The organism is Mesorhizobium sp. P2_C7, assembly GCF_056404515.1.
The window spans coordinates 297,944-315,734 of sequence record NZ_JBFUDW010000008.1; the positions used below are offsets into that span (position 1 = coordinate 297,944).

A 17,791-nucleotide genomic window follows, 5' to 3' on the forward strand; every position below is an offset into this window, starting at 1 on the left:
TTCCACTTCGGATAATCTAAGGTTATGCGAATGAAGCGCGGACGCCTGCCGCTGACGGCACTGAGGAGCTTCGAGGCGGCGGGCCGGCATCTGAGCTTCAGCAAGGCCGCCGAGGAGCTTTTCGTCTCGCAGGCGGCGATCAGCCGGCAGATAAGAGAACTAGAGGTTCTGATCGGCAGGCCGTTGTTCGAGCGGCTTCATCGCAGGGTTGAACTGACGGAAACAGGGCAAACTCTCCTAACTCAGTTAACCACCAGCTTTGACGACATCGATCGCCAGCTATCACAGGTCCTCAGCAAGCCGGCCCAGAGCCCGTTGCGGGTCAGCGTCGAACCGTCCTTTGCTGGCGAATTTCTGATACAGCGACTGAATTCGTTTCAGCAGCGCCACCCGGAGATCGACATTTCAGTCGACGCGGACTCTCGGCTCATAGAGTTTCGCGGACACGAAGCAGAAATCGCGATTCGATACGGAGCCAATGCCCGGTCTTGGCCGCGCACACAAGTGCGGCATCTGGTCGACGTTTTGGTCACCCCGGTCCTGGCAAAGGAGTTGCTCTCGTCGGGCGTCCCTCTGACATCGCCGGCCGACCTGCGGCACTATACCTTGCTCCATGACTACAATCGCGATGGCTGGGCGACATGGTTTCAGGCATTGGGCCTTCCAGATCTCGCCCAGCAGAGAGGACCGCTTTATACGGACGCAGCGCTTGCCATGCAGGCTGCGAAACTCGGGCACGGCGTCGCTTTGGGCGACCGCATCCTTAACGGCGCAGACCTTCGGGCCGGTCTCTTGGTTCGTCCTTTTGAGATGGAAATCCCTTATGGCGCGTATTGGCTTGTCGCGCCTGATTTCCAGCGCCTCAGCCGACAGGCGGAGATTTTTGCGGACTGGCTCGTCGAAGAGCTTCGCGGGACCGAGGGATAGCGAAGTCTAGGCCGCTTCTTCGGAGCGCTTCTTCTCGATCTGGCCGATCGCGTCGACCACGGCGTCGAAGGTCAGCATGGTCGAGGCATGCCGCGCCTTGTAGTCGCGAACCGGTTCCAGATATTTCAGGTCCGCGAAGCGGCCGTCGGGCGGGGCGCCATTTTCCTTCAGCATCTTGAGCATGGTGTCGCGCACCGCGCGCAACTCCTCGGCGCTCGCACCGACGACATGTTGCGCCATGATCGAGGATGACGCCTGCCCCAGCGCACAGGCCTTTACGTCGTGGGCGAAGTCGGTGACCACGCCGTCCTCCATCGTGAGGTCGACGGTGACGGTCGAGCCGCACAGCTTGGAATGCGCCCTTGCGGTCGCGTCAGGATGGTCGAGGCGGCCGATGCGGGCGATGTTTCCGGCAAAACCGAGAATTTTCGCATTGTAGACGTCGTTGATCATTATTTTCCAATCCGTCGCCGCCAAGCGAACAGCGATTGCCGCTGTCGTGTCTTCCTTTCGCGCGTCATGACCTTATATAATGCTGGCAGTCCGGTATCGACAAGACAATGAAAGCCAGTGTCCTTGCCGGGAAGTTCACGCCACTTACGGGCTGGAAACCGGGCAAGTTTCTGACACCGAAAGGTCGTGGTCCGTTCAACTCGTTCCTCCGCCGAGAGGGACTACGGGAGACGCCTTTATGGATGCCGTCATCAAGAAGCTCATGCCCCAGTCAGCCTATATGGAGAAGCCGGTCACCGACCGGCCGAGCGAAGCCGAAGTCGAGGCCGCCGTGCACACGCTTTTGCGCTGGACCGGCGACAATCCGAACCGCGAAGGGCTGGTCGACACGCCGAAGCGGGTGGCCAAGGCCTTCCGCGAAATGTTCGGCGGCTACGACATGTGCCCGTCGGAAGAGCTCGGTCGCACCTTCGAGGAGGTCGCCGGCTATGACGACCTGGTCATCGTCAAGGATATCCAGTTCCACTCGCATTGCGAACACCACATGGTGCCGATCATCGGCAAGGCGCATGTCGGCTACCTGCCGGACGGCAAGGTCGTCGGCCTGTCCAAGATCGCGCGTGTGGTCGATATCTTTGCCCATCGCCTGCAGACCCAGGAGGCGCTGACGGCGCAGATCGCCGGCGTCATCCAGGATGTGCTCAATCCGCGCGGCGTCGCCGTGATGATCGAGGCCGAGCACATGTGCATGGCCATGCGCGGCATCCGCAAGCAGGGCTCAACCACCCTCACCTCGACCTTCACCGGCGTCTTCAAGGACACGCCCGAAGAGCAGGTTCGTTTCGTCACAATGGTGCGCGGCGGCGGGGCTTAAGCCCCTAGCCAATATCGCTAGATAAGGACCGGCGATGTCGGCACTGGAATTTCCGAAAGCTCCCTCGGACAAGAAAACGTTGGAGGAAGGCGCGGTGTTTTCACCGCGCTTCGACGCAGCCGGCCTCGTCACGGTCGTCGTCACCGACGCCGAAGACGGTGTGCTGCTGATGGTTGCGCACATGAATGCGCAAGCGCTGGCGCTGACCCTGGAGACAGGCATCGCCCACTACTGGTCACGCTCACGCAGCGCGCTGTGGAAAAAGGGCGAAACGTCAGGCAATTTCCAGCATGTCGTCGAGATGCGTACCGATTGCGATCAGGATGCATTGTGGCTGCGCGTCAAAGTGTTGGGCCACGACGCAACCTGTCACACGGGTCGACGTTCATGCTTTTATCGGACGGTGGGGCTGGTCGACGGCAAGGGGACGCTTGTTGACGACGGCAGCAAGCCGTTGTTCGATGCGGAAACCACGTATCGGAAACCATCAGCTTGAACCTTCTGCCTGACCCAAGTCACATAGATTCACCATTTCGATACGGGCCCGCCCTTATATTAGCCGTGGGACAAGGGAGATCATGATGCTCGAGTGGGCGTCATTGCGTAACAAACCAGATGTCAGGGAGGCCAATGGCCTGTCCTCGTCGGGCGGCGCATCCGAAACAAAACCACCAAGAAAAACCGGTATTTCGCTCGCCCTAGGCGGCGGGTGTGCCAGAGGCTGGGCGCATATCGGCGTGCTGCGCGCGCTCGATGAAGCCGGCATCGAAGTGTCGATGATCGCCGGCACCTCGATCGGTGCCCTGGTCGGCGGCTGCTATCTCTCAGGCAAACTGGACGAACTGGAAGAATTCGCCCGCAGCCTGACCAAACGACGCATTTTTGGCCTGCTCGATCTCAACCTGCGCGGCAGTGGCCTGTTCGGCGGCATGAAGCTCGACGCCCGGCTGCGCGAGCACATGGCTGGCATTCGTTTCGAGGACCTGGCCAAACCGTTCGTCGCAGTCACCTCCGAAATTCGCACCGGCCACGAAATCTGGCTGTCGAGCGGCTCATTGATCACCGCGATGCGCGCCTCCTATGCGCTGCCCGGCGTGTTCGAGCCGGTGAATTGCAACGGCCGCGTGCTGGTCGACGGTGCGCTGGTCAACCCGGTGCCGGTTTCGGTCTGCCGCGCCTATGAGCAGCCGCTCGTGGTGGCGGTCAATCTTCACTACGACCTGTTCGGACGCGCCGCCGTCATCAAGCACAGCGCCGGCGAGCTGGTCATCGAAAAGGATGCGCCGCGGCCGGGCCGGGTCGATGCCGACCACCAGTCGCATCAGACGCGGCTCGGCATAACCGGCGTCATGGTCGAGGCCTTCAACATCATCCAGGACCGCATCTCGCGCGCCAGGCTCGCCGGCGATCCGCCCGACATGTCGCTGCAGCCGAAGCTCAGCCATGTCGGCCTGACCGAATTCCACCGCGCCGACGAGGCGATCAGCCTCGGCTATCAGGCGACGATGGCGCAGATCGGCGAACTGACACGGCTGCAGTCCGTTCTCGCCTGATTCATGTCTTCCAAGGCAAGGAAACAGGCTCTTGACGCGCGCCGACCAACACGAATGGCGCCAGGCGAATTTCGGAAGCAAATTCCATCCTAGCTAGGCCGCCCCACGGTGACCTTACGCACGCGCCGCGTCGATGATGCGAAACTGCACCGTGCGGTTGCCGTTCCAGTAATTGCCCGACAGCGAGCCGGCGACATGCACGGTCTTGCCGCGGTTCTTGAACAGGAATTCGCCAAGTGCGGTATCGACGGCGCGAAAGGCGATCGCCTGGATGCGGCCGCCGCTTTCCGATTGCAGCTCGACGCGGATGTGGTTRGTGCCAACCGGCCGCGCATCAGCAAGCCGGTGACGCGGCAGCACGAAGACCGGCGCCGCATGCCCGGCGCCGAATGGGCCGGCTTTCTCCAGCGCGTCGAGAAGGCCGAGCGTCGCGCCTTCGGCGGCAAGCGCCCCATCGATCGGCAGGCTTTCTTCGCCTTGCAGGCGGAACACGTCGGCCGCCGCTCGCTCTTCGAAAAACGCCCTGAGCTCGCCAAGCTTCGCCCGCTCCACCGTGATGCCGGCCGCCATGCCGTGGCCGCCGCCCTTGATAATCAGCCCGGCATCGGCCGCCTCGCGCACCAGCCGGCCGAGGTCGAAGCCCGATACGGAGCGGCCCGAGCCGGTACCTGTGCCGCTGGCATTGAAGGCGATGGCGAAGGCCGGCCGGCGCGCATGATCCTTCAGCCGTGAAGCGAGCAGGCCAACAATGCCCGGGTGCCAGTTGTTGCTGGCGGTGACGACGATGGCCGGGCCGTTGCCGCCGGCAAGTTCGGCATCGGCCTCGGCGCGGGCCGCTGCCAGCATCTCCTGCTCCATCATCTGCCGTTCCTGGTTCAGCCGGTCGAGCGTCTCAGCAATGGTGCGGGCCTCGACCGGATCGTCGGTGGCAAGCAGGCGACTGCCAAGTGCGGCATCGCCGATGCGTCCGCCGGCATTGATGCGCGGGCCGATCAGATAGGCGAGATGGAAGGTACTGATCGGCTCGCCGATGCGCGACACCCGTGCGAGTGCAGCCAGCCCTTCGTTCTTCTGCTGGCGCGCCATCTGCAGCCCCTTGACCACGAAAGCACGGTTGACGCCGGTCAGCGGCACCACGTCACAGACGGTGGCAAGTGCGGCGAGATCGAGCAGGGAAAGCAGGTCCGGCGGCGTGGCATCGGCTATCCGCCCGCGCAGGATCTTGGCCGTCTGCACGAGGGCGAGAAAGACCACGCCGGCGGCGCAGAGGTGGCCCTGCCCGGAAAGGTCGTCATCGCGGTTGGGATTGACGACGGCAACTGCCGCCGGCAAGGCACCGCCGACCTGATGGTGGTCGAGCACGACGACATCGGCGCCGGCCGTATTGGCGGCGTCGATGGAAACGGCGCTGTTGGTGCCGCAATCGACGGTGACGATCAGCGTCGCGCCGCGCGAAACGAGTTCGCGCATCGCATCCGGATTGGGACCATAGCCCTCGAAAATACGGTCAGGGATGTAGATTTCCGACGGCACCGAGAAATGCGCCAGGAACCGTTTCAGCAGGGCCGACGAGGCAGCGCCGTCGACATCGTAGTCGCCGAAGATCGCCACCTTTTCCCTGGCCATCACCGCAGCGGCGATACGGGCCGCCGCCTTGTCCATGTCGGTCAGCGAGGCCGGATCCGGCAGCAGGTCGCGGATCGTCGGGTCGAGAAACCGCTCGGTCTGCTCGGCGGTGACGCCGCGACCGGCAAGCACCCGCGCGACGATGTCGGGCACGCCGTGGCCTTGCGCGATGGCGAGCGCGACCATGTCCTGCCGCTCGGTCAGCCGGTGCTCCCAGGAAACCCCGGTAGCCGACTGCCTGACATCGAGGAAGAGGCGTTTGTCGCCGGTCATGCGGTTTGCCAACTCATGGTTGGCCGCAGGATAGTGCATGTCGCCCAAAAGTGCGCAGCGGTTTTGGGACAACGACATGCGCAGGCAACAGCCTAAGGCAGGCAAAGCCAAGCGGTTCGCGGTGATGCACCGTCGCGGAAGATGCCAAGAAAACTACGCTTTCCGCTTTTCAGCCTGGCGCCGAAGCCATTCGTCGGCCGCATCGCCCATGGCCTTGTCCGCACCGTCCTTCAGCCAGGCCATGAACGGCCGGTCGAACCTGAACGCATCGCCGCATTCGCGGGTGAAAAAGCATCGCACCTTCTGAGTGTTGCGATAGGACTTCGTGACAGCGGTGGCACGCGAAATCGCATCCGCATGCCAGTCGAACGGTTTCATCCTCAAATCCTTGCGGCCAGCGTCATCCGACGCAGGGCTAACAACTGCGATGCTGGTCCGCAAGCACTCAAGCCAACAACGGGAAGAAAGCTAGAACTTATCCAGATCCTGATGCCTGGCCTTGATCTCGCGCACCGTCCGCGACGACGAGCGCAGCACGATCGTGTGGGTGGTGATGGTGTTGCGGCCGAACCTGACGCCGGCCAGCATGTTACCGTCGGTGACACCGGTGGCCGCAAACAGCACGTCGCCGCGCGCCATGTCTTCCGTCCGATAGACCCGCTTCGGATCGGAAATACCCATCTTGGCGGCGCGTGCGACCTTTTCCGGCGTGTCGAGGATCAGCCGGCCCTGCATCTGGCCGCCGGTGCAACGCAACGCCGCCGCTGCCAGCACGCCCTCCGGCGCGCCACCGGTGCCGAGATAGATGTCGATGCCGGTTTCATCCGGATCGGTGGTGTGGATGACGCCGGCGACGTCGCCATCGCCGATCAGCCGGATCGCGGCACCCGTGGCCCGCACGGCGTCGATCAGCTTGGTGTGGCGTGGCCGGTCGAGGATACAGGCGGTGATGTCCGACACCGCGACGCCCTTGGCGCGGGCGAGGCTGGCGATGTTGTCGGCCGGCGAGGCATCGATATCGATGACGCCTTCGGCATAGCCAGGGCCGATGGCGATCTTGTCCATGTAGACGTCGGGCGCGAACAGCAGGCTGCCCTTCTCGGCGATCGCGATGACGGCGAGCGCATTGGGCAGGTTCTTGGCGCAGATCGTCGTGCCTTCGAGCGGATCGAGCGCAATATCGACCGCCGGGCCTTTGCCCGAGCCGACTTCCTCGCCGATATAGAGCATCGGCGCCTCGTCCCGCTCGCCCTCGCCGATCACCACCGTGCCCCTGATGGCAAGCCGGTTGAGCTCCTGGCGCATGGCATCGACGGCGACCTGGTCGGCCGCCTTTTCGTCGCCGCGCCCGCGCAGCCTGGCAGCCGCGACTGCGGCGCGTTCGGTGACGCGCACCAGTTCCATGGTGAGTATCCGGTCAAGGCCGGCGACAATGTTCTGGGCCACGTTCATCTGGCAATTTTCCTCGTTGATATGCGGCCTCCCGCCGGAGGCGCGTCTCTTTTGTCAAACGAGCATGACAACGGCAAGACCTCGCGGGAGTTTTATCGAATAGCCAGCAATATCAATCGATTAAACCGCATTCTTGAAACGAGGCCGGCCCGGTCGCAAAGAACCGGGCCGGCTTGTAAAGTGGAAAATCGCGCCGCTACGGCCTAGAAAACCGCAAGGTATTTGAGCAGTGAAATGATGCCGATGATGATGACGATGATCTGGGCGATCTGTCTCATCCGGGCGTCCAGCGGCAAGCGCTGAACCAGATAGAGAACGAGGATGATGACGAGGAACGTGATCAGGATGCTGATCAACATCGATGAAGCCATGGTGCCCTCCTGGCAATAAAATGCTGAAAATGAGCCGGCAAGGCCGGCTCCATCACTCCGCGGTCAATACCAGCGGCGCGAGTTGTCGTTCATCGACTGGCCAATGGCGAGGCCGGCAAGAAAGCCGAGCAGGCCGATCACGCCGATCACAGCCGTCGTCGTACCAGGATTTTCGCGCGCGACATCCGACACCGCCTGCGCCTGGCTGCGCAACTGTTGTGCGGTTCGCGACGCGCGGGCCGCGGCTGTATCGTACAAATCCGAAGCCTGCTCGCTGGCGTCGTCGAGCATTTCCGCGCCCCGCGCCGAAATGCTCTTGTTGATCTTGGTGATCTCCTTGCGCAGTTCGGCGATCTGCTTTTCCAGCGTCTTCTGGATGTCGTCGATGTGAGGGCTGTCGGACTTGTTGGTATCGGCCATGAAGCGGTTCCTTTGGTTGCTGACCAAGGAAACGGCGCCCAAGCGAATTCGTTCCGGTCGGTCGTGGCTGCTTGCCACCAGACCGACGCGCAATACCGGCGGGATTCCTGTCCCGCGCGGCGACCTGAAGAGAGAAGCTACCCTGCCCGCTCGATGCGGATGACCTGCGGCTTGTCGGTCAGATGGCCATCCTTGGTGATGCCGTCGACGGCTTTGCGTACGGCGGCCTCGGTCGTCTCGTGCGTCACCAGGATTACCGTCTTCTGCGCCGCCGCCTCGCCGTTGACCGCGTGCTGGACGATCGATTCCAGCGAAATGTCGTTGTCGGCCATGCGCTTGGCGATCGCGGCAAAGACGCCGATGCGGTCATGCACGGTCAGCCGGATGAAATAGCCGCCGGCATGGCTGCGCATCTGCGCCTTCTTGTAGGGTTTCAGCTCCTTCGCCGGCCGGCCGAAGACCGGACCATGCTGGAAGCCGGGCCGGCTCTTGGCGATGTCGGCAATGTCGCCGATGACGGCCGAGGCCGTGGCGTTGCCGCCGGCGCCGGGGCCGGAGAGCAGCAGTTCGCCCAATATGTCGGTCTCGATCGCCACCGCATTGGTGACGCCGTGCACCTGCGCGATGACCGAGGCGGTCGGCACCATGGTCGGGTGCACGCGCTGCTCGATGCCGCTGTCGGTGCGCTGTGCAACGCCCAGCAGCTTGATCCGGTAGCCGAGATCGCCGGCCGCGCGGATGTCGGCCTGGGTGATGTTGGAAATGCCTTCCATGTAGATGTCGTTGGCAGCGATTTTTGTGCCGAAGGCAAGGCTGGTCAGGATCGACAGCTTGTGCGCGGTGTCGTGGCCCTCGATGTCGAAGGTCGGATCGGCCTCGGCATAGCCGAGCCGCTGCGCGTCCTTCAGGCAGGCGTCGAACGAGATGCCCTCGGCCTCCATGCGGGTCAGGATGTAGTTGCAGGTGCCATTGAGGATGCCGAACACGCGGTTGACCGAATTGCCAGCCATCGCCTCGCGCATGGTCTTGATGACGGGAATGCCGCCCGCTACCGCCGCCTCGTAGTTGAGCAGCACGCCGCGCTTCTCGGCGATCTCGGCCAGCGCCACGCCATGCTTGGCGAGCAGCGCCTTGTTGGCGGTGACGACATGACGGCTGGCTTCGAGTGCCGCCTTCACCGACGACCGCGCCGGCCCCTCATCGCCGCCGATCAGTTCGACGAACACGTCAATTTCGGCTGTCTGCGCCATCTTGACCGGATCGTCGAACCACTTTGCCGAGCTGACATCGACGCCGCGATCGCGTTTCTGGTCACGCGCCGAAACCGCGGTGACGACGATGTCGCGCCCGCATTGCCGGGTCAGTTCCGCCGCCTTGTCGCGCAGCACGCGCGCCACGGACGCGCCAACCGTGCCAAGACCGGCAATTCCAACACGCAATGCTTCAGCCATGGCCGGCGACGTCCCTCAAGTCAGATCGAAATTGTCTGCGGCAAACTTACCGGTGAGCGGAAAGCGGCACCACATTGTTGGGTTGCTTGGCGCTGGCCGACAGGAAGCGCTTGATGTTGCGCGCCGCCTGCCGGATCCGGTGCTCATTCTCGACCAGCGCCACGCGCACGAAATCGTCGCCATGTTCGCCGAAGCCGACACCGGGCGCCACCGCCACGTCGGCGTGTTCGATGAGCAGCTTGGAGAATTCGAGCGAGCCGAGATGACGGAACGGCTCCGGGATCGGCGCCCAGGCAAACATCGATGCCGCGGGGGCCGGAATGGTCCAGCCGGCGCGTCCGAAGGCATCGACCATCACGTCGCGGCGCTTGTGGTAGATGTCGCGCACCTCGGCTATGTCGGCGCCGTCGCCGTTGAGCGCGTGTGCCGCCGCCACCTGGATCGGCGTGAAGGCGCCGTAATCGAGATAGGATTTCACCCGGGTCAGCGCCGAGATCAGCCGTTCGTTGCCGACCGCAAAACCCATGCGCCAGCCGGGCATGGAGAAGGTTTTCGACATCGAGGTGAACTCGACGCAGACGTCGATCGCGCCCGGCACCTGCAGCACCGAGGGCGGCGGATTACCGTCGAAATAGATCTCCGAATAGGCAAGGTCGGACAGGATGATGATGTCGTTCTTCTTGGCGAAGGCGACCACGTCCTTGTAGAAATCGAGCGAAGCGACCAGTGCCGTCGGGTTCGACGGATAGTTGAGGATCAGCGCCAGCGGCTTCGGGATCGAGTGACGCACGCCGCGCTCGAGCGCCGGGATGAAGCCGTCGTCCGGCTCGACCTGCAGCGAGCGGATGACGCCGCCCGACATGATGAAGCCGAAGGCGTGGATCGGATAGGTCGGGTTGGGGCACAGGATCACGTCGCCAGGCGCGGTGATCGCCTGTGCCATGTTGGCGAAGCCCTCTTTCGATCCGAGCGTCGCCACCACCTGCGTGTCGGGGTTGAGCTTCACACCGAAGCGCCTGGCATAGTACGCGGCCTGGGCGCGGCGCAGGCCCGGAATGCCGCGAGACGAGGAATAACGATGCGTACGCGGATCGCGCACGACCTCGCACAGTTTGTCGACAATGGCCTTGGGTGTCGGCAGATCGGGATTGCCCATGCCGAGGTCGATGATGTCGGCGCCGCGCGAACGGGCGCTGGCCTTGAGCCGGTTGACCTGCTCGAAGACGTAAGGCGGAAGCCGGCGAACCTTGTGAAATTCTTCCATGGCAGTTCCAGACAGCAAAGGGGCCAGATATCTAAGGGCTTTGGGCGCGCGCTATATACTTATTTGCAGGTAGGGTCGAGGGCGGGATCGCATTTGCCTTCGATCTGCTTCAGCGTTTCGTCGCCATGCTTTTTGGCAAGATCCGTGAGCGCCGCCTGGTCGGCCACGTCGGGCTTGCCGTTCTTTGCCGCCTGCGCGCTCTCATCGGCCTTCAATTGCGCGAGCTTGGCGTTCTTCTCGGCGTCGGTGAACTGCGGCGCCGCCACCTGCGGCTTGATGTTCAGGTTCGGAAAGGTGCCGGTATCCTTCGCCCCCGTCACAGGCGCCGGGCCGCTGGTGCTGGAACAGCCGGCAATCCCAATGAGGACGATTGCCGCCCCAATGCGGCAAAAACGTCCGGCGCCGAAAAAAACAGTCTCGCCAATGTTAATCGTCATATTGTTTCCTTGGCAGCCGCGGTAGAGCGAGATTGGACCCCGTCGGATGTCCCATGTTAATATGTCAAGAAAACGCTTCGGGAGGAACCCCGCGAACCATGTCCAAGACACCCGATTCGGGCAAAGCGGAAGATGACGAGCCTTCGACCGTCGAGCAATATCTGGTGAAGGACCCGGAACGCTTCGCCCTGAACATGGCGCGCATGATCGAGCAGGCCGGCAAAGCGGCCTCCGCATGGGCCGAGCCGCGCGAAAAAGGCGATGTGCGCGATCACGTCGCCGAGCCTGTCGTCGACATGGTGAAGACCTTCTCCAAGCTCAGCGAATACTGGCTGTCCGATCCGCAGCGCGCGCTGGAAGCGCAGACGCGGCTGTTCTCCGGCTACATGACTGTCTGGGCCAACGCCATTCAGCGCACCAGCAACGCCGCGGAAGCCACCGAAGATGCCGTGAAGCCGGAACGTGGCGACAAGCGCTTCCTCGATCCCGAATGGGGCCGCAACGCCTTCTTCGATTTTCTCAAGCAGGCTTATCTCGTCACCTCGCGCTGGGCGGCCGATCTGGTCGAGCACGCCGACGGTCTGGACGAGCACACCCGTCACAAGGCAGGCTTCTACGTCAAGCAGGTGGCCAACGCCATCTCGCCGTCGAATTTCATCCTGACCAATCCGGAACTGTTTCGCGAAACCGTCGCCTCGAACGGCGAGAATCTGGTGCGCGGCATGAAGATGCTGGCAGAGGACATCGCCGCCGGCAAGGGCGACCTGAAGCTGCGCCAGGCCGACTACTCGCCCTTCGAGATCGGCAGGAACATCGCCACCACCCCCGGCAAGGTGGTTGGCCGCAGCGATGTCGCCGAGATCATCCAGTACGATCCGGCGACCGAGACGGTGCTCAAGCGGCCACTGCTGATCTGCCCGCCATGGATCAACAAGTTCTACATCCTTGATCTCAACCCGCAGAAATCCTTCATCCGCTGGGCGATCGAACAAGGCCACACCGTCTTCGTCATCTCCTGGATCAACCCGGACGAGCGCCACGGCACCAAGGGCTGGGAAGCCTATATCCGCGAGGGCCTGCAATACGGCCTCGACACGGTCGAGAAGGCCACCGGCGAACGGGACGTCAACGCGATCGGCTATTGCGTCGGCGGCACGCTTTTGGCGGCGGCACTGGCGCTGATGGCGCGGGAAGGCGACGACCGCATCAAGTCGGCCACGTTCTTCACCACGCAGGTCGACTTCACCTATGCCGGCGACCTGAAAGTGTTCGTCGACGAAGAGCAGGTCGCGGCGGTGGAAAAGTCGATGAGCGAAAAGGGCTACCTCGACGGCACCAAGATGGCGACCGCTTTCAACATGCTGCGTTCGGGCGACCTGATCTGGCCCTATGTCGTCAACAACTACATGCGCGGCAAGGATCCCCTGCCCTTCGACCTGCTTTACTGGAATGCCGATTCGACCCGCATGGGCGCGGCCAATCATTCGTTCTACCTGCGCAACTGCTACCTGGAGAACAACCTCTCGCAAGGCATGATGGAACTGGCGGGCCACACGGTCTCGCTCGGCGATATCACCATCCCGATTTACAACCTCGCTTCCAAGGAAGATCACATCGCGCCGGCGCTTTCGGTGTTCCTCGGCTCGAAATACTTCGGCGGCAAGGTCGAATACGTCATGGCGGGGTCGGGCCATATTGCCGGGGTCGTCAATCCGCCGGCATCCAACAAATACCAGTACTGGACCGGAGGGACGCCGACGGGCGATTTCGGTGAGTGGATAGCCAAGGCCACCGACCATCCCGGATCGTGGTGGCCGCACTGGCAAAGCTGGATAGAGGCCAAGGACAACACCCGCGTTCCGGCCCGCAAACCCGGCAAGCATATGAAAACCTTGGGCGATGCCCCCGGCACCTATGTGAAAGTGCGTGTGTAACGGACTGTAATGTCTGGTGAGTTGACGGACCGGCAAAAGCGGGCGAAATGGTGTCGTCAACCACCGCGCGGCCGTAATTCGGCAATAACTGCAAAAATACTTCCAGGCTTGCGGATTTGACACAGGTCTCGTTTCCGGATCGGAGACAACGGTCACTTGGCACCGATATCAGGGCCGCGCCAAGGATATACCGACCGGACATCGAGGGGGAATTTGACTTTGAAATCAGCAGGATGGAGCCTCGCAAAGGGAGAACGCCGCGCCGTCGTGGCAGCGCTCTGCTCCCTGCTTCTGGCCTCCTGCACCTCTGCCGGCGACCCGACGATGTCGGTTGGAATGCCCGGCTACAACGCCACCGCATCGGACATAAGCGCTGCCTCGAATGGCAAGTCGACCACCGTCGTCGATTCGACGCAGACCACGACCGAGCAAACGACCGTGATGACGGCAAGCGATACGGCACTCCCTGAAAAGGTCGCCTATGTGCCCGTGGCCAAGCCGCAGGCCGCCTTTCCGCTGACCACGCCGGCTGGCACCGAGACGATCGCGGGACAAACCCCGCAGTCCCTGCAGCAGCCGGCGCAGACGGCGCAGCAGAACGACGCGGTTGCCCAGCAGATCGCCGCCGCCGATGCCGGCGTGAACGCGCCGAAGCCAGCTGCCGCGCCAGTGTTGGACAATGCGGTCTACGTGACGGCAGGCGAGATGCCGCAGGCCGACGCGCCGAAGAAAAAAGGCTTCCTGGCCTCGATGTTTGGCGCCACACCCGCCTCGGCCGCGCCTTCCCCGCTCATCAATACGAGGTCGGGCGACCTGCCCGCGGCGCAAGCCAAGCCGGCGCCAGCAGCCGTAAAACCGATCATCACGCTGGCCTCGGCCGATTCCACGGCAAAGCCGCTGCAACTGGCCTCGACCGGTGGCGAGAGCGGCCACATCACCGGTAGCGATGCGCTGCCAGGCGTGCGCCAGACAGCCCTGTTCGAAATCAAACGCAAATCCGGCCTCGATGACGAGAGCGACGTCGACCTCAACGAGGACGAGGGTCCAATCGGCGGCTCCTATCAGGTCGCGTCCGCCGCCGGCATGGCGCGGTTGGCGCCCAACGGCTTGCTCAAGCAGAACGAGAGCGTCGATGTGGCTTGCCTGAAGCCGTCGCTGGTCCGCGTGCTGAAGACGATCGAAGGCCACTACGGCCGCAAGATGATGGTGACATCAGGCTATCGCGATCCGGCCCGCAACCGCCGCGCCAATGGCGCCAAGAACTCGCTGCACATGTACTGCGCCGCAGCCGACATCCAGGTCCCCGGCGTTTCGAAATGGGAACTGGCGAACTACATCAGAACCATGCCCGGCCGCGGCGGCGTCGGCACCTACTGCCACACCGAATCCGTCCACGTCGACGTCGGCCCCGAGCGCGACTGGAACTGGCGCTGCCGTAGGCGCAGTGGTGGCGGCGACGGCTAGTCGCGCCGTGCAGCGGGGCCGCGTCGCTTCGCTCCTTGCTCCGCCCGTGGATGACGATGCGCGATAGGCGTCTCCGCCGATCGCCAAGGCATGTACCCTGCGCGGACCAAAGTCTTCCCTCCCTTGCCCTTGCCCACTTTGGCAGGGCCGCCACTCGGCATAATTGGCGGCACACCGGCGCCTTGCCAGGCGCGACAACATCCCTGTTTTGGCAGGCTGGAAAAAAGTTGTCCAAGGCGGCACCTGACGGGTTGCCGGTTGGGCACAACGCCAGTATAAGCCGCTTCGTCTGAGCGCGCCCATCGTCTAGCGGTTAGGACACCGCCCTTTCACGGCGGTAACAGGGGTTCGATTCCCCTTGGGCGTACCAGACTTTTCAAGCACTTAGTGGCTCCCCCCTCGTCCGTCGAATATCCGCCGAATAAACGTCCGCGAATTTGCGTGGACGACACCTGGTTGATTCCGCCGACGTTCCTGCGACTACCGGTAGGTCCGTGCGACATGGACGTGACGTGAAGAGCAGGCCAGGGTCGCTCTCAAACTGTAAAGCCAAAGCCCGCCACCGTGAGGCGGCGGGCGCACAGCTATTATGGCTTGGGTGCCGATGATAGGGTCGCGGCCATTCGCGCGGAGGACGTGTCAAAATGCACAGGGACGATCGATGGCAACTTGTTCGCGATTTTCTGGCTAGGCATAAACTCGGGGCTATCAGCACTGTAAATCCGGACGGGTCTCCAGAGGCAGCCCTCATACAGGTGACGTTGGGCGAGGATCTCAACATCGTGTTCGACAGTTTTCCTGGAAGTCGGAAGCTGGCAAATATCGAACGAGACAGCCGGATCGCCATGGTGATCGGTTGGGACGAAAACGTCACCGTTCAAATTGAGGGCCGGGCCCGGCCTGCCAAGGCTGACGAAGAACAGCGGTTAAGGGATGTTCACATAGCGAACTGTCCGCTTGAAGCAGAGTTTCTGAAGCAGGGGGCACAACTATTCACAATTCTGCCCCGCTGGATCCGCTACTCTGATTTCCGGGGCGAACCAATCGTGTTTGAGCTTACCGGCGGCGACTTGTAGGTTTGGGGAATGATCCGGCCCCAGTCAGAAAGCCCGCCACAGTGAGGCAGGCAACCGGCATGATGGTGGGCCGCCCCAGCCTAGTTTTACTCCGCAAGCGTTTCTTCGGGCGGCGGTGTCAACACGGTGATGTCCATTCTGGCGATTCTCGATGCAGCGCCACCCTGCGCGTTAGGATCTGTGTCGCCTGTTTCGGCAACCATTGCCTTGGCGCGATGTCCTACCCTGTCGGCGCTCTTGCCTGGCGCGAATCCGTCGACTGTTTCTGGCTTTGTCGCTTTCAGTTGAGTGTCAGGTACCTGCCGATGCTGACTTGCAATAGCCGAAACCATAGCTCCCTCCTTTGGTGAGGACATGATGGTATCTGCCATGGCTGTTGCGAGACTTACCATGCGGAAGGCCCGCCACCAGAGGCAGCGGGCTTCACCATTCTCATCGGGAATTTTGATCAGATCACCCGCAGCGTTTGAACGATCTGCTGCGCAAGGCGTATGTTTGTCGTCTGCTGCTCGTTGAAGTCGGTATCGTGCTGCTCGCCGCTGTGACACCAATCAATCGCGTGCGCCTTGACGCAATAGCCCTGAGAATCATACCCGTCTTGCGTCACGCCAAAAGCCCATAGCCACGCAGACTACTCGCCTAACTGCCGACCAGCGGTACTGTAACCGTGGTCGCGTAGTTGATCGGGAAATCGCTGAAGTAGGGGAAGTTGATGACGAAGGCATAGGTGGCGGTCAGATGCGCCATGCGGAAGCCACCGCTCACCGGATCGATGGCGATCGTGACGTTCACATCCTTCAAACCCAAGGCCTGTAATTTCTGTGTGGCGATGGATTGGATGTCGGCCTGGGTCAGCGTGTTCTGAAGCTGCAGCGAGCGTGATGATGTCTCCAGCGTATAGCGAACGCTGGACACCGAGTTCATAGCCCAGCCGAAGGCGAAGATCCCGAACAGCAGCATGATGAGAAAGGGCGCGATCAGCGCGAATTCCAACCCGGCGCCACCCGATCGATCCCGTCTGAATGCGCCTGCCCTAGCGGACACGGATAACCTCCGAGTGGCCGATGACGCTGGAGCCGGAAAAAACGCCGAAGGTGAAGGGCGGCACCCAGGTGGCCGATGCCTGGATCTGAACATAGACCGATGGCACCTTCGGCCCACTGCACAAGGCCGAAGCGTCGACCACGGTCGTCCCGCACATGTAAATCCGGCTTAGCGTGACCTGGCCATCCGAGGGCCGTTTCTCCCAGCTCGAAATGGCAACAGCCTGGGTCGCCGTATCATTGGTCGATCCTCCCATGACCAGGTTCGCGGCGGTCTTCACGCCGGCGCGCATCGACATCGAGTTCGTCATATAGGACCAGCCATCGGCGATGCCGAGCAGCGCCACGCACAGGAAGGGCAGGACCATCGCGAACTCGACCGCGGCAACCCCGGCTTTATCGTGCAGCATCGGCATCGATCGGCGTTCCATGGCGGCTACTCGACCAGTGCCACGGACTGCGTGGCCGGAATGTCGCGCATTCCGAGGCTCGTGCAATCCTGACTAATGGTTGAGTTGCCCGACCATTGGATCGTGTCCGCAACGACCTGGGTGCACCCGTTCTGGCCGGAGAAGTTGCCGAGATAGTTGACCTGCTGCTTGGGGAAATAAAGCGCGCCCGTCAGCAGCGAAGTCGCCGTGCCGTTGAAGGTGCTCTGTCCGCCTATGCTCGTTCTGTCACCATACATCAGCACGCCGGAATAAGTGCCTGATGTCGGGGCACTCAAAGAAACGGTGGCGTTGCCGTTCATCGACACGCGCGAGGAGCCAGCGAGGTAAATGGTGACGCCGTCACCAGAGACATTGGCGTTCGCATTCACCTTGAAATCGCCACTCTGGATGACATAGACGCCGGGCTGCAGCGTAACGGTGCCGCTGAGGCTGAGCCCGCTGCAATAGGTGCCGGGTTTCAGCGTCGACTTGTTGGCGTTCTGGCAAGGGTTCGAGGCCGCGGGGGCCGGCAGGTCGGAAAATGGATCGGCGGCAGGCAATGCCTGGGTGATCGGGGCCGCGCAGACGGTCGTGACGGGATTGCTGAGAGAGACGCCGCCCGCTGTTATCAGGCAATCGGCCTGGAGCCCCGCCGAGCCCTGAAGCTTGATGGCGTCAGACGCGATCGAGTTGGACATGACCGAGCAGCCGATGAGCTTGACGCTGGTGTTGCCGGAAAACA

The 17,791-nt window shown here is 62.5% G+C and carries 20 protein-coding genes, 1 tRNA gene and 1 pseudogene; 8 read left to right on the plus strand and 14 right to left on the minus strand.

What is annotated here, in order from left to right:
* Positions 1-30: 30 nt before the first annotated feature.
* Positions 31-927: a LysR substrate-binding domain-containing protein gene (locus tag AC1D2G_RS19155; RefSeq protein WP_477415922.1), complete on the plus strand. Its 897-nt coding sequence runs from the start codon at positions 31-33 to the stop codon at positions 925-927.
* A gap of 6 nt (positions 928-933) precedes the next feature.
* On the opposite strand, the gene AC1D2G_RS19160 is transcribed toward AC1D2G_RS19155, so the two are convergent.
* On the minus strand, positions 934-1,380 hold the full coding sequence (locus AC1D2G_RS19160; protein ID WP_477415924.1) for an iron-sulfur cluster assembly scaffold protein: 447 nt from the start codon (positions 1,378-1,380) through the stop codon (positions 934-936).
* 238 nt (positions 1,381-1,618) lie between these two features.
* Between AC1D2G_RS19160 and folE the strand changes: the two genes are divergently transcribed.
* The 3 genes from folE (at position 1,619) to AC1D2G_RS19175 (ending at position 3,807) form a co-directional block, all read left to right on the plus strand.
* Positions 1,619-2,254 (plus strand): GTP cyclohydrolase I FolE, encoded by a 636-nt coding sequence (gene folE / locus AC1D2G_RS19165; RefSeq protein ID WP_477415926.1) that lies wholly within the window; start codon positions 1,619-1,621, stop codon positions 2,252-2,254.
* A gap of 34 nt (positions 2,255-2,288) precedes the next feature.
* A complete protein-coding gene (gene hisI / locus AC1D2G_RS19170; protein WP_477415928.1) occupies positions 2,289-2,750 on the plus strand; it encodes a phosphoribosyl-AMP cyclohydrolase in 462 nt (153 codons plus the stop codon).
* 82 nt (positions 2,751-2,832) lie between these two features.
* On the plus strand, positions 2,833-3,807 hold the full coding sequence (locus tag AC1D2G_RS19175; protein WP_477415930.1) for a patatin family protein: 975 nt from the start codon (positions 2,833-2,835) through the stop codon (positions 3,805-3,807).
* Positions 3,808-3,921: 114 nt separating this feature from the next.
* Here the strand turns inward: AC1D2G_RS19175 and recJ are convergent, their stop codons facing one another.
* From recJ to AC1D2G_RS19215, 8 genes are all read right to left on the minus strand, one after another.
* Positions 3,922-5,706, minus strand: coding sequence for a single-stranded-DNA-specific exonuclease RecJ (gene recJ / locus AC1D2G_RS19180; protein ID WP_477415932.1), 1,785 nt, complete (start codon positions 5,704-5,706; stop codon positions 3,922-3,924).
* Positions 5,707-5,859: 153 nt separating this feature from the next.
* Positions 5,860-6,084, minus strand: a complete 225-nt coding sequence (locus AC1D2G_RS19185; protein ID WP_477415934.1) for a DUF6434 domain-containing protein — start codon at positions 6,082-6,084, stop codon at positions 5,860-5,862.
* Positions 6,085-6,174: 90 nt separating this feature from the next.
* Positions 6,175-7,158 carry a class II fructose-bisphosphatase gene (glpX, locus tag AC1D2G_RS19190; protein ID WP_477415936.1) on the minus strand — a complete coding sequence of 328 codons (984 nt, stop codon included), beginning with the start codon at positions 7,156-7,158 and terminating at the stop codon, positions 6,175-6,177.
* 203 nt (positions 7,159-7,361) lie between these two features.
* The gene (locus tag AC1D2G_RS19195) at positions 7,362-7,529 is read right to left on the minus strand and encodes a Thivi_2564 family membrane protein (RefSeq protein WP_095087838.1); all 168 of its coding nucleotides are present in this window, start codon (positions 7,527-7,529) and stop codon (positions 7,362-7,364) included.
* A gap of 63 nt (positions 7,530-7,592) precedes the next feature.
* Positions 7,593-7,949 carry a hypothetical protein gene (locus AC1D2G_RS19200; RefSeq protein WP_457151852.1) on the minus strand — a complete coding sequence of 119 codons (357 nt, stop codon included), beginning with the start codon at positions 7,947-7,949 and terminating at the stop codon, positions 7,593-7,595.
* 137 nt (positions 7,950-8,086) lie between these two features.
* On the minus strand, positions 8,087-9,400 hold the full coding sequence (locus AC1D2G_RS19205; RefSeq protein WP_477303866.1) for a homoserine dehydrogenase: 1,314 nt from the start codon (positions 9,398-9,400) through the stop codon (positions 8,087-8,089).
* 46 nt (positions 9,401-9,446) lie between these two features.
* On the minus strand, positions 9,447-10,664 hold the full coding sequence (locus AC1D2G_RS19210) for an LL-diaminopimelate aminotransferase (RefSeq protein ID WP_095087834.1): 1,218 nt from the start codon (positions 10,662-10,664) through the stop codon (positions 9,447-9,449).
* A gap of 59 nt (positions 10,665-10,723) precedes the next feature.
* Positions 10,724-11,101: a hypothetical protein gene (locus AC1D2G_RS19215; protein ID WP_477303868.1), complete on the minus strand. Its 378-nt coding sequence runs from the start codon at positions 11,099-11,101 to the stop codon at positions 10,724-10,726.
* A gap of 98 nt (positions 11,102-11,199) precedes the next feature.
* Between AC1D2G_RS19215 and AC1D2G_RS19220 the strand changes: the two genes are divergently transcribed.
* The 4 genes from AC1D2G_RS19220 (at position 11,200) to AC1D2G_RS19235 (ending at position 15,575) form a co-directional block, all read left to right on the plus strand.
* Positions 11,200-13,035 (plus strand): PHA/PHB synthase family protein, encoded by a 1,836-nt coding sequence (locus AC1D2G_RS19220; protein ID WP_477415938.1) that lies wholly within the window; start codon positions 11,200-11,202, stop codon positions 13,033-13,035.
* A gap of 213 nt (positions 13,036-13,248) precedes the next feature.
* Complete coding sequence (locus tag AC1D2G_RS19225; protein ID WP_477415940.1) at positions 13,249-14,499, plus strand: YcbK family protein; 1,251 nt, start codon at positions 13,249-13,251, stop codon at positions 14,497-14,499.
* Between the two features lie 295 nt (positions 14,500-14,794).
* Positions 14,795-14,869 (plus strand) — tRNA-Glu (locus AC1D2G_RS19230).
* 274 nt (positions 14,870-15,143) lie between these two features.
* Complete coding sequence (locus AC1D2G_RS19235; RefSeq protein ID WP_477415942.1) at positions 15,144-15,575, plus strand: pyridoxamine 5'-phosphate oxidase family protein; 432 nt, start codon at positions 15,144-15,146, stop codon at positions 15,573-15,575.
* Between the two features lie 86 nt (positions 15,576-15,661).
* Here the strand turns inward: AC1D2G_RS19235 and AC1D2G_RS19240 are convergent, their stop codons facing one another.
* From AC1D2G_RS19240 to AC1D2G_RS19260, 5 genes and pseudogenes are all read right to left on the minus strand, one after another.
* Positions 15,662-15,907, minus strand: coding sequence for a hypothetical protein (locus AC1D2G_RS19240; RefSeq protein WP_477415944.1), 246 nt, complete (start codon positions 15,905-15,907; stop codon positions 15,662-15,664).
* A 116-nt stretch (positions 15,908-16,023) separates the two neighbouring features.
* The gene (locus AC1D2G_RS19245; RefSeq protein WP_477227380.1) at positions 16,024-16,182 is read right to left on the minus strand and encodes a hypothetical protein; all 159 of its coding nucleotides are present in this window, start codon (positions 16,180-16,182) and stop codon (positions 16,024-16,026) included.
* A gap of 32 nt (positions 16,183-16,214) precedes the next feature.
* Positions 16,215-16,568, minus strand: coding sequence for a TadE/TadG family type IV pilus assembly protein (locus AC1D2G_RS19250; protein ID WP_477415946.1), 354 nt, complete (start codon positions 16,566-16,568; stop codon positions 16,215-16,217).
* Between the two features lie 40 nt (positions 16,569-16,608).
* Entirely contained in the window at positions 16,609-17,049 is a 441-nt protein-coding gene (locus tag AC1D2G_RS19255) for a TadE/TadG family type IV pilus assembly protein (RefSeq protein WP_167392206.1), read from the minus strand.
* Positions 17,050-17,054: 5 nt separating this feature from the next.
* Positions 17,055-17,791 (minus strand): annotated as a pseudogene (locus AC1D2G_RS19260) (pilus assembly protein TadG-related protein); the annotation flags it as partial.

Bases quoted from the DNA above. Each gene is read 5' to 3' on its own strand.
- AC1D2G_RS19175 (WP_477415930.1), top strand. From the start codon at position 2,833: ATGATGCTCGAGTGGGCGTCATTGCGTAACAAACCAGATGTCAGGGAG.
- AC1D2G_RS19155 (WP_477415922.1), top strand. From the start codon at position 31: ATGAAGCGCGGACGCCTGCCGCTGACGGCACTGAGGAGCTTCGAGGCG.
- folE (WP_477415926.1), top strand. From the start codon at position 1,619: ATGGATGCCGTCATCAAGAAGCTCATGCCCCAGTCAGCCTATATGGAG.
- glpX (WP_477415936.1), bottom strand. From the start codon at position 7,158: ATGAACGTGGCCCAGAACATTGTCGCCGGCCTTGACCGGATACTCACC.
- AC1D2G_RS19195 (WP_095087838.1), bottom strand. From the start codon at position 7,529: ATGGCTTCATCGATGTTGATCAGCATCCTGATCACGTTCCTCGTCATC.
- AC1D2G_RS19215 (WP_477303868.1), bottom strand. From the start codon at position 11,101: ATGACGATTAACATTGGCGAGACTGTTTTTTTCGGCGCCGGACGTTTT.
- AC1D2G_RS19255 (WP_167392206.1), bottom strand. From the start codon at position 17,049: ATGGAACGCCGATCGATGCCGATGCTGCACGATAAAGCCGGGGTTGCC.
- AC1D2G_RS19160 (WP_477415924.1), bottom strand. From the start codon at position 1,380: ATGATCAACGACGTCTACAATGCGAAAATTCTCGGTTTTGCCGGAAAC.
- AC1D2G_RS19200 (WP_457151852.1), bottom strand. From the start codon at position 7,949: ATGGCCGATACCAACAAGTCCGACAGCCCTCACATCGACGACATCCAG.
- hisI (WP_477415928.1), top strand. From the start codon at position 2,289: ATGTCGGCACTGGAATTTCCGAAAGCTCCCTCGGACAAGAAAACGTTG.
- AC1D2G_RS19205 (WP_477303866.1), bottom strand. From the start codon at position 9,400: ATGGCTGAAGCATTGCGTGTTGGAATTGCCGGTCTTGGCACGGTTGGC.
- AC1D2G_RS19185 (WP_477415934.1), bottom strand. From the start codon at position 6,084: ATGAAACCGTTCGACTGGCATGCGGATGCGATTTCGCGTGCCACCGCT.
- AC1D2G_RS19220 (WP_477415938.1), top strand. From the start codon at position 11,200: ATGTCCAAGACACCCGATTCGGGCAAAGCGGAAGATGACGAGCCTTCG.
- AC1D2G_RS19210 (WP_095087834.1), bottom strand. From the start codon at position 10,664: ATGGAAGAATTTCACAAGGTTCGCCGGCTTCCGCCTTACGTCTTCGAG.
- AC1D2G_RS19235 (WP_477415942.1), top strand. From the start codon at position 15,144: ATGCACAGGGACGATCGATGGCAACTTGTTCGCGATTTTCTGGCTAGG.
- AC1D2G_RS19240 (WP_477415944.1), bottom strand. From the start codon at position 15,907: ATGGTTTCGGCTATTGCAAGTCAGCATCGGCAGGTACCTGACACTCAA.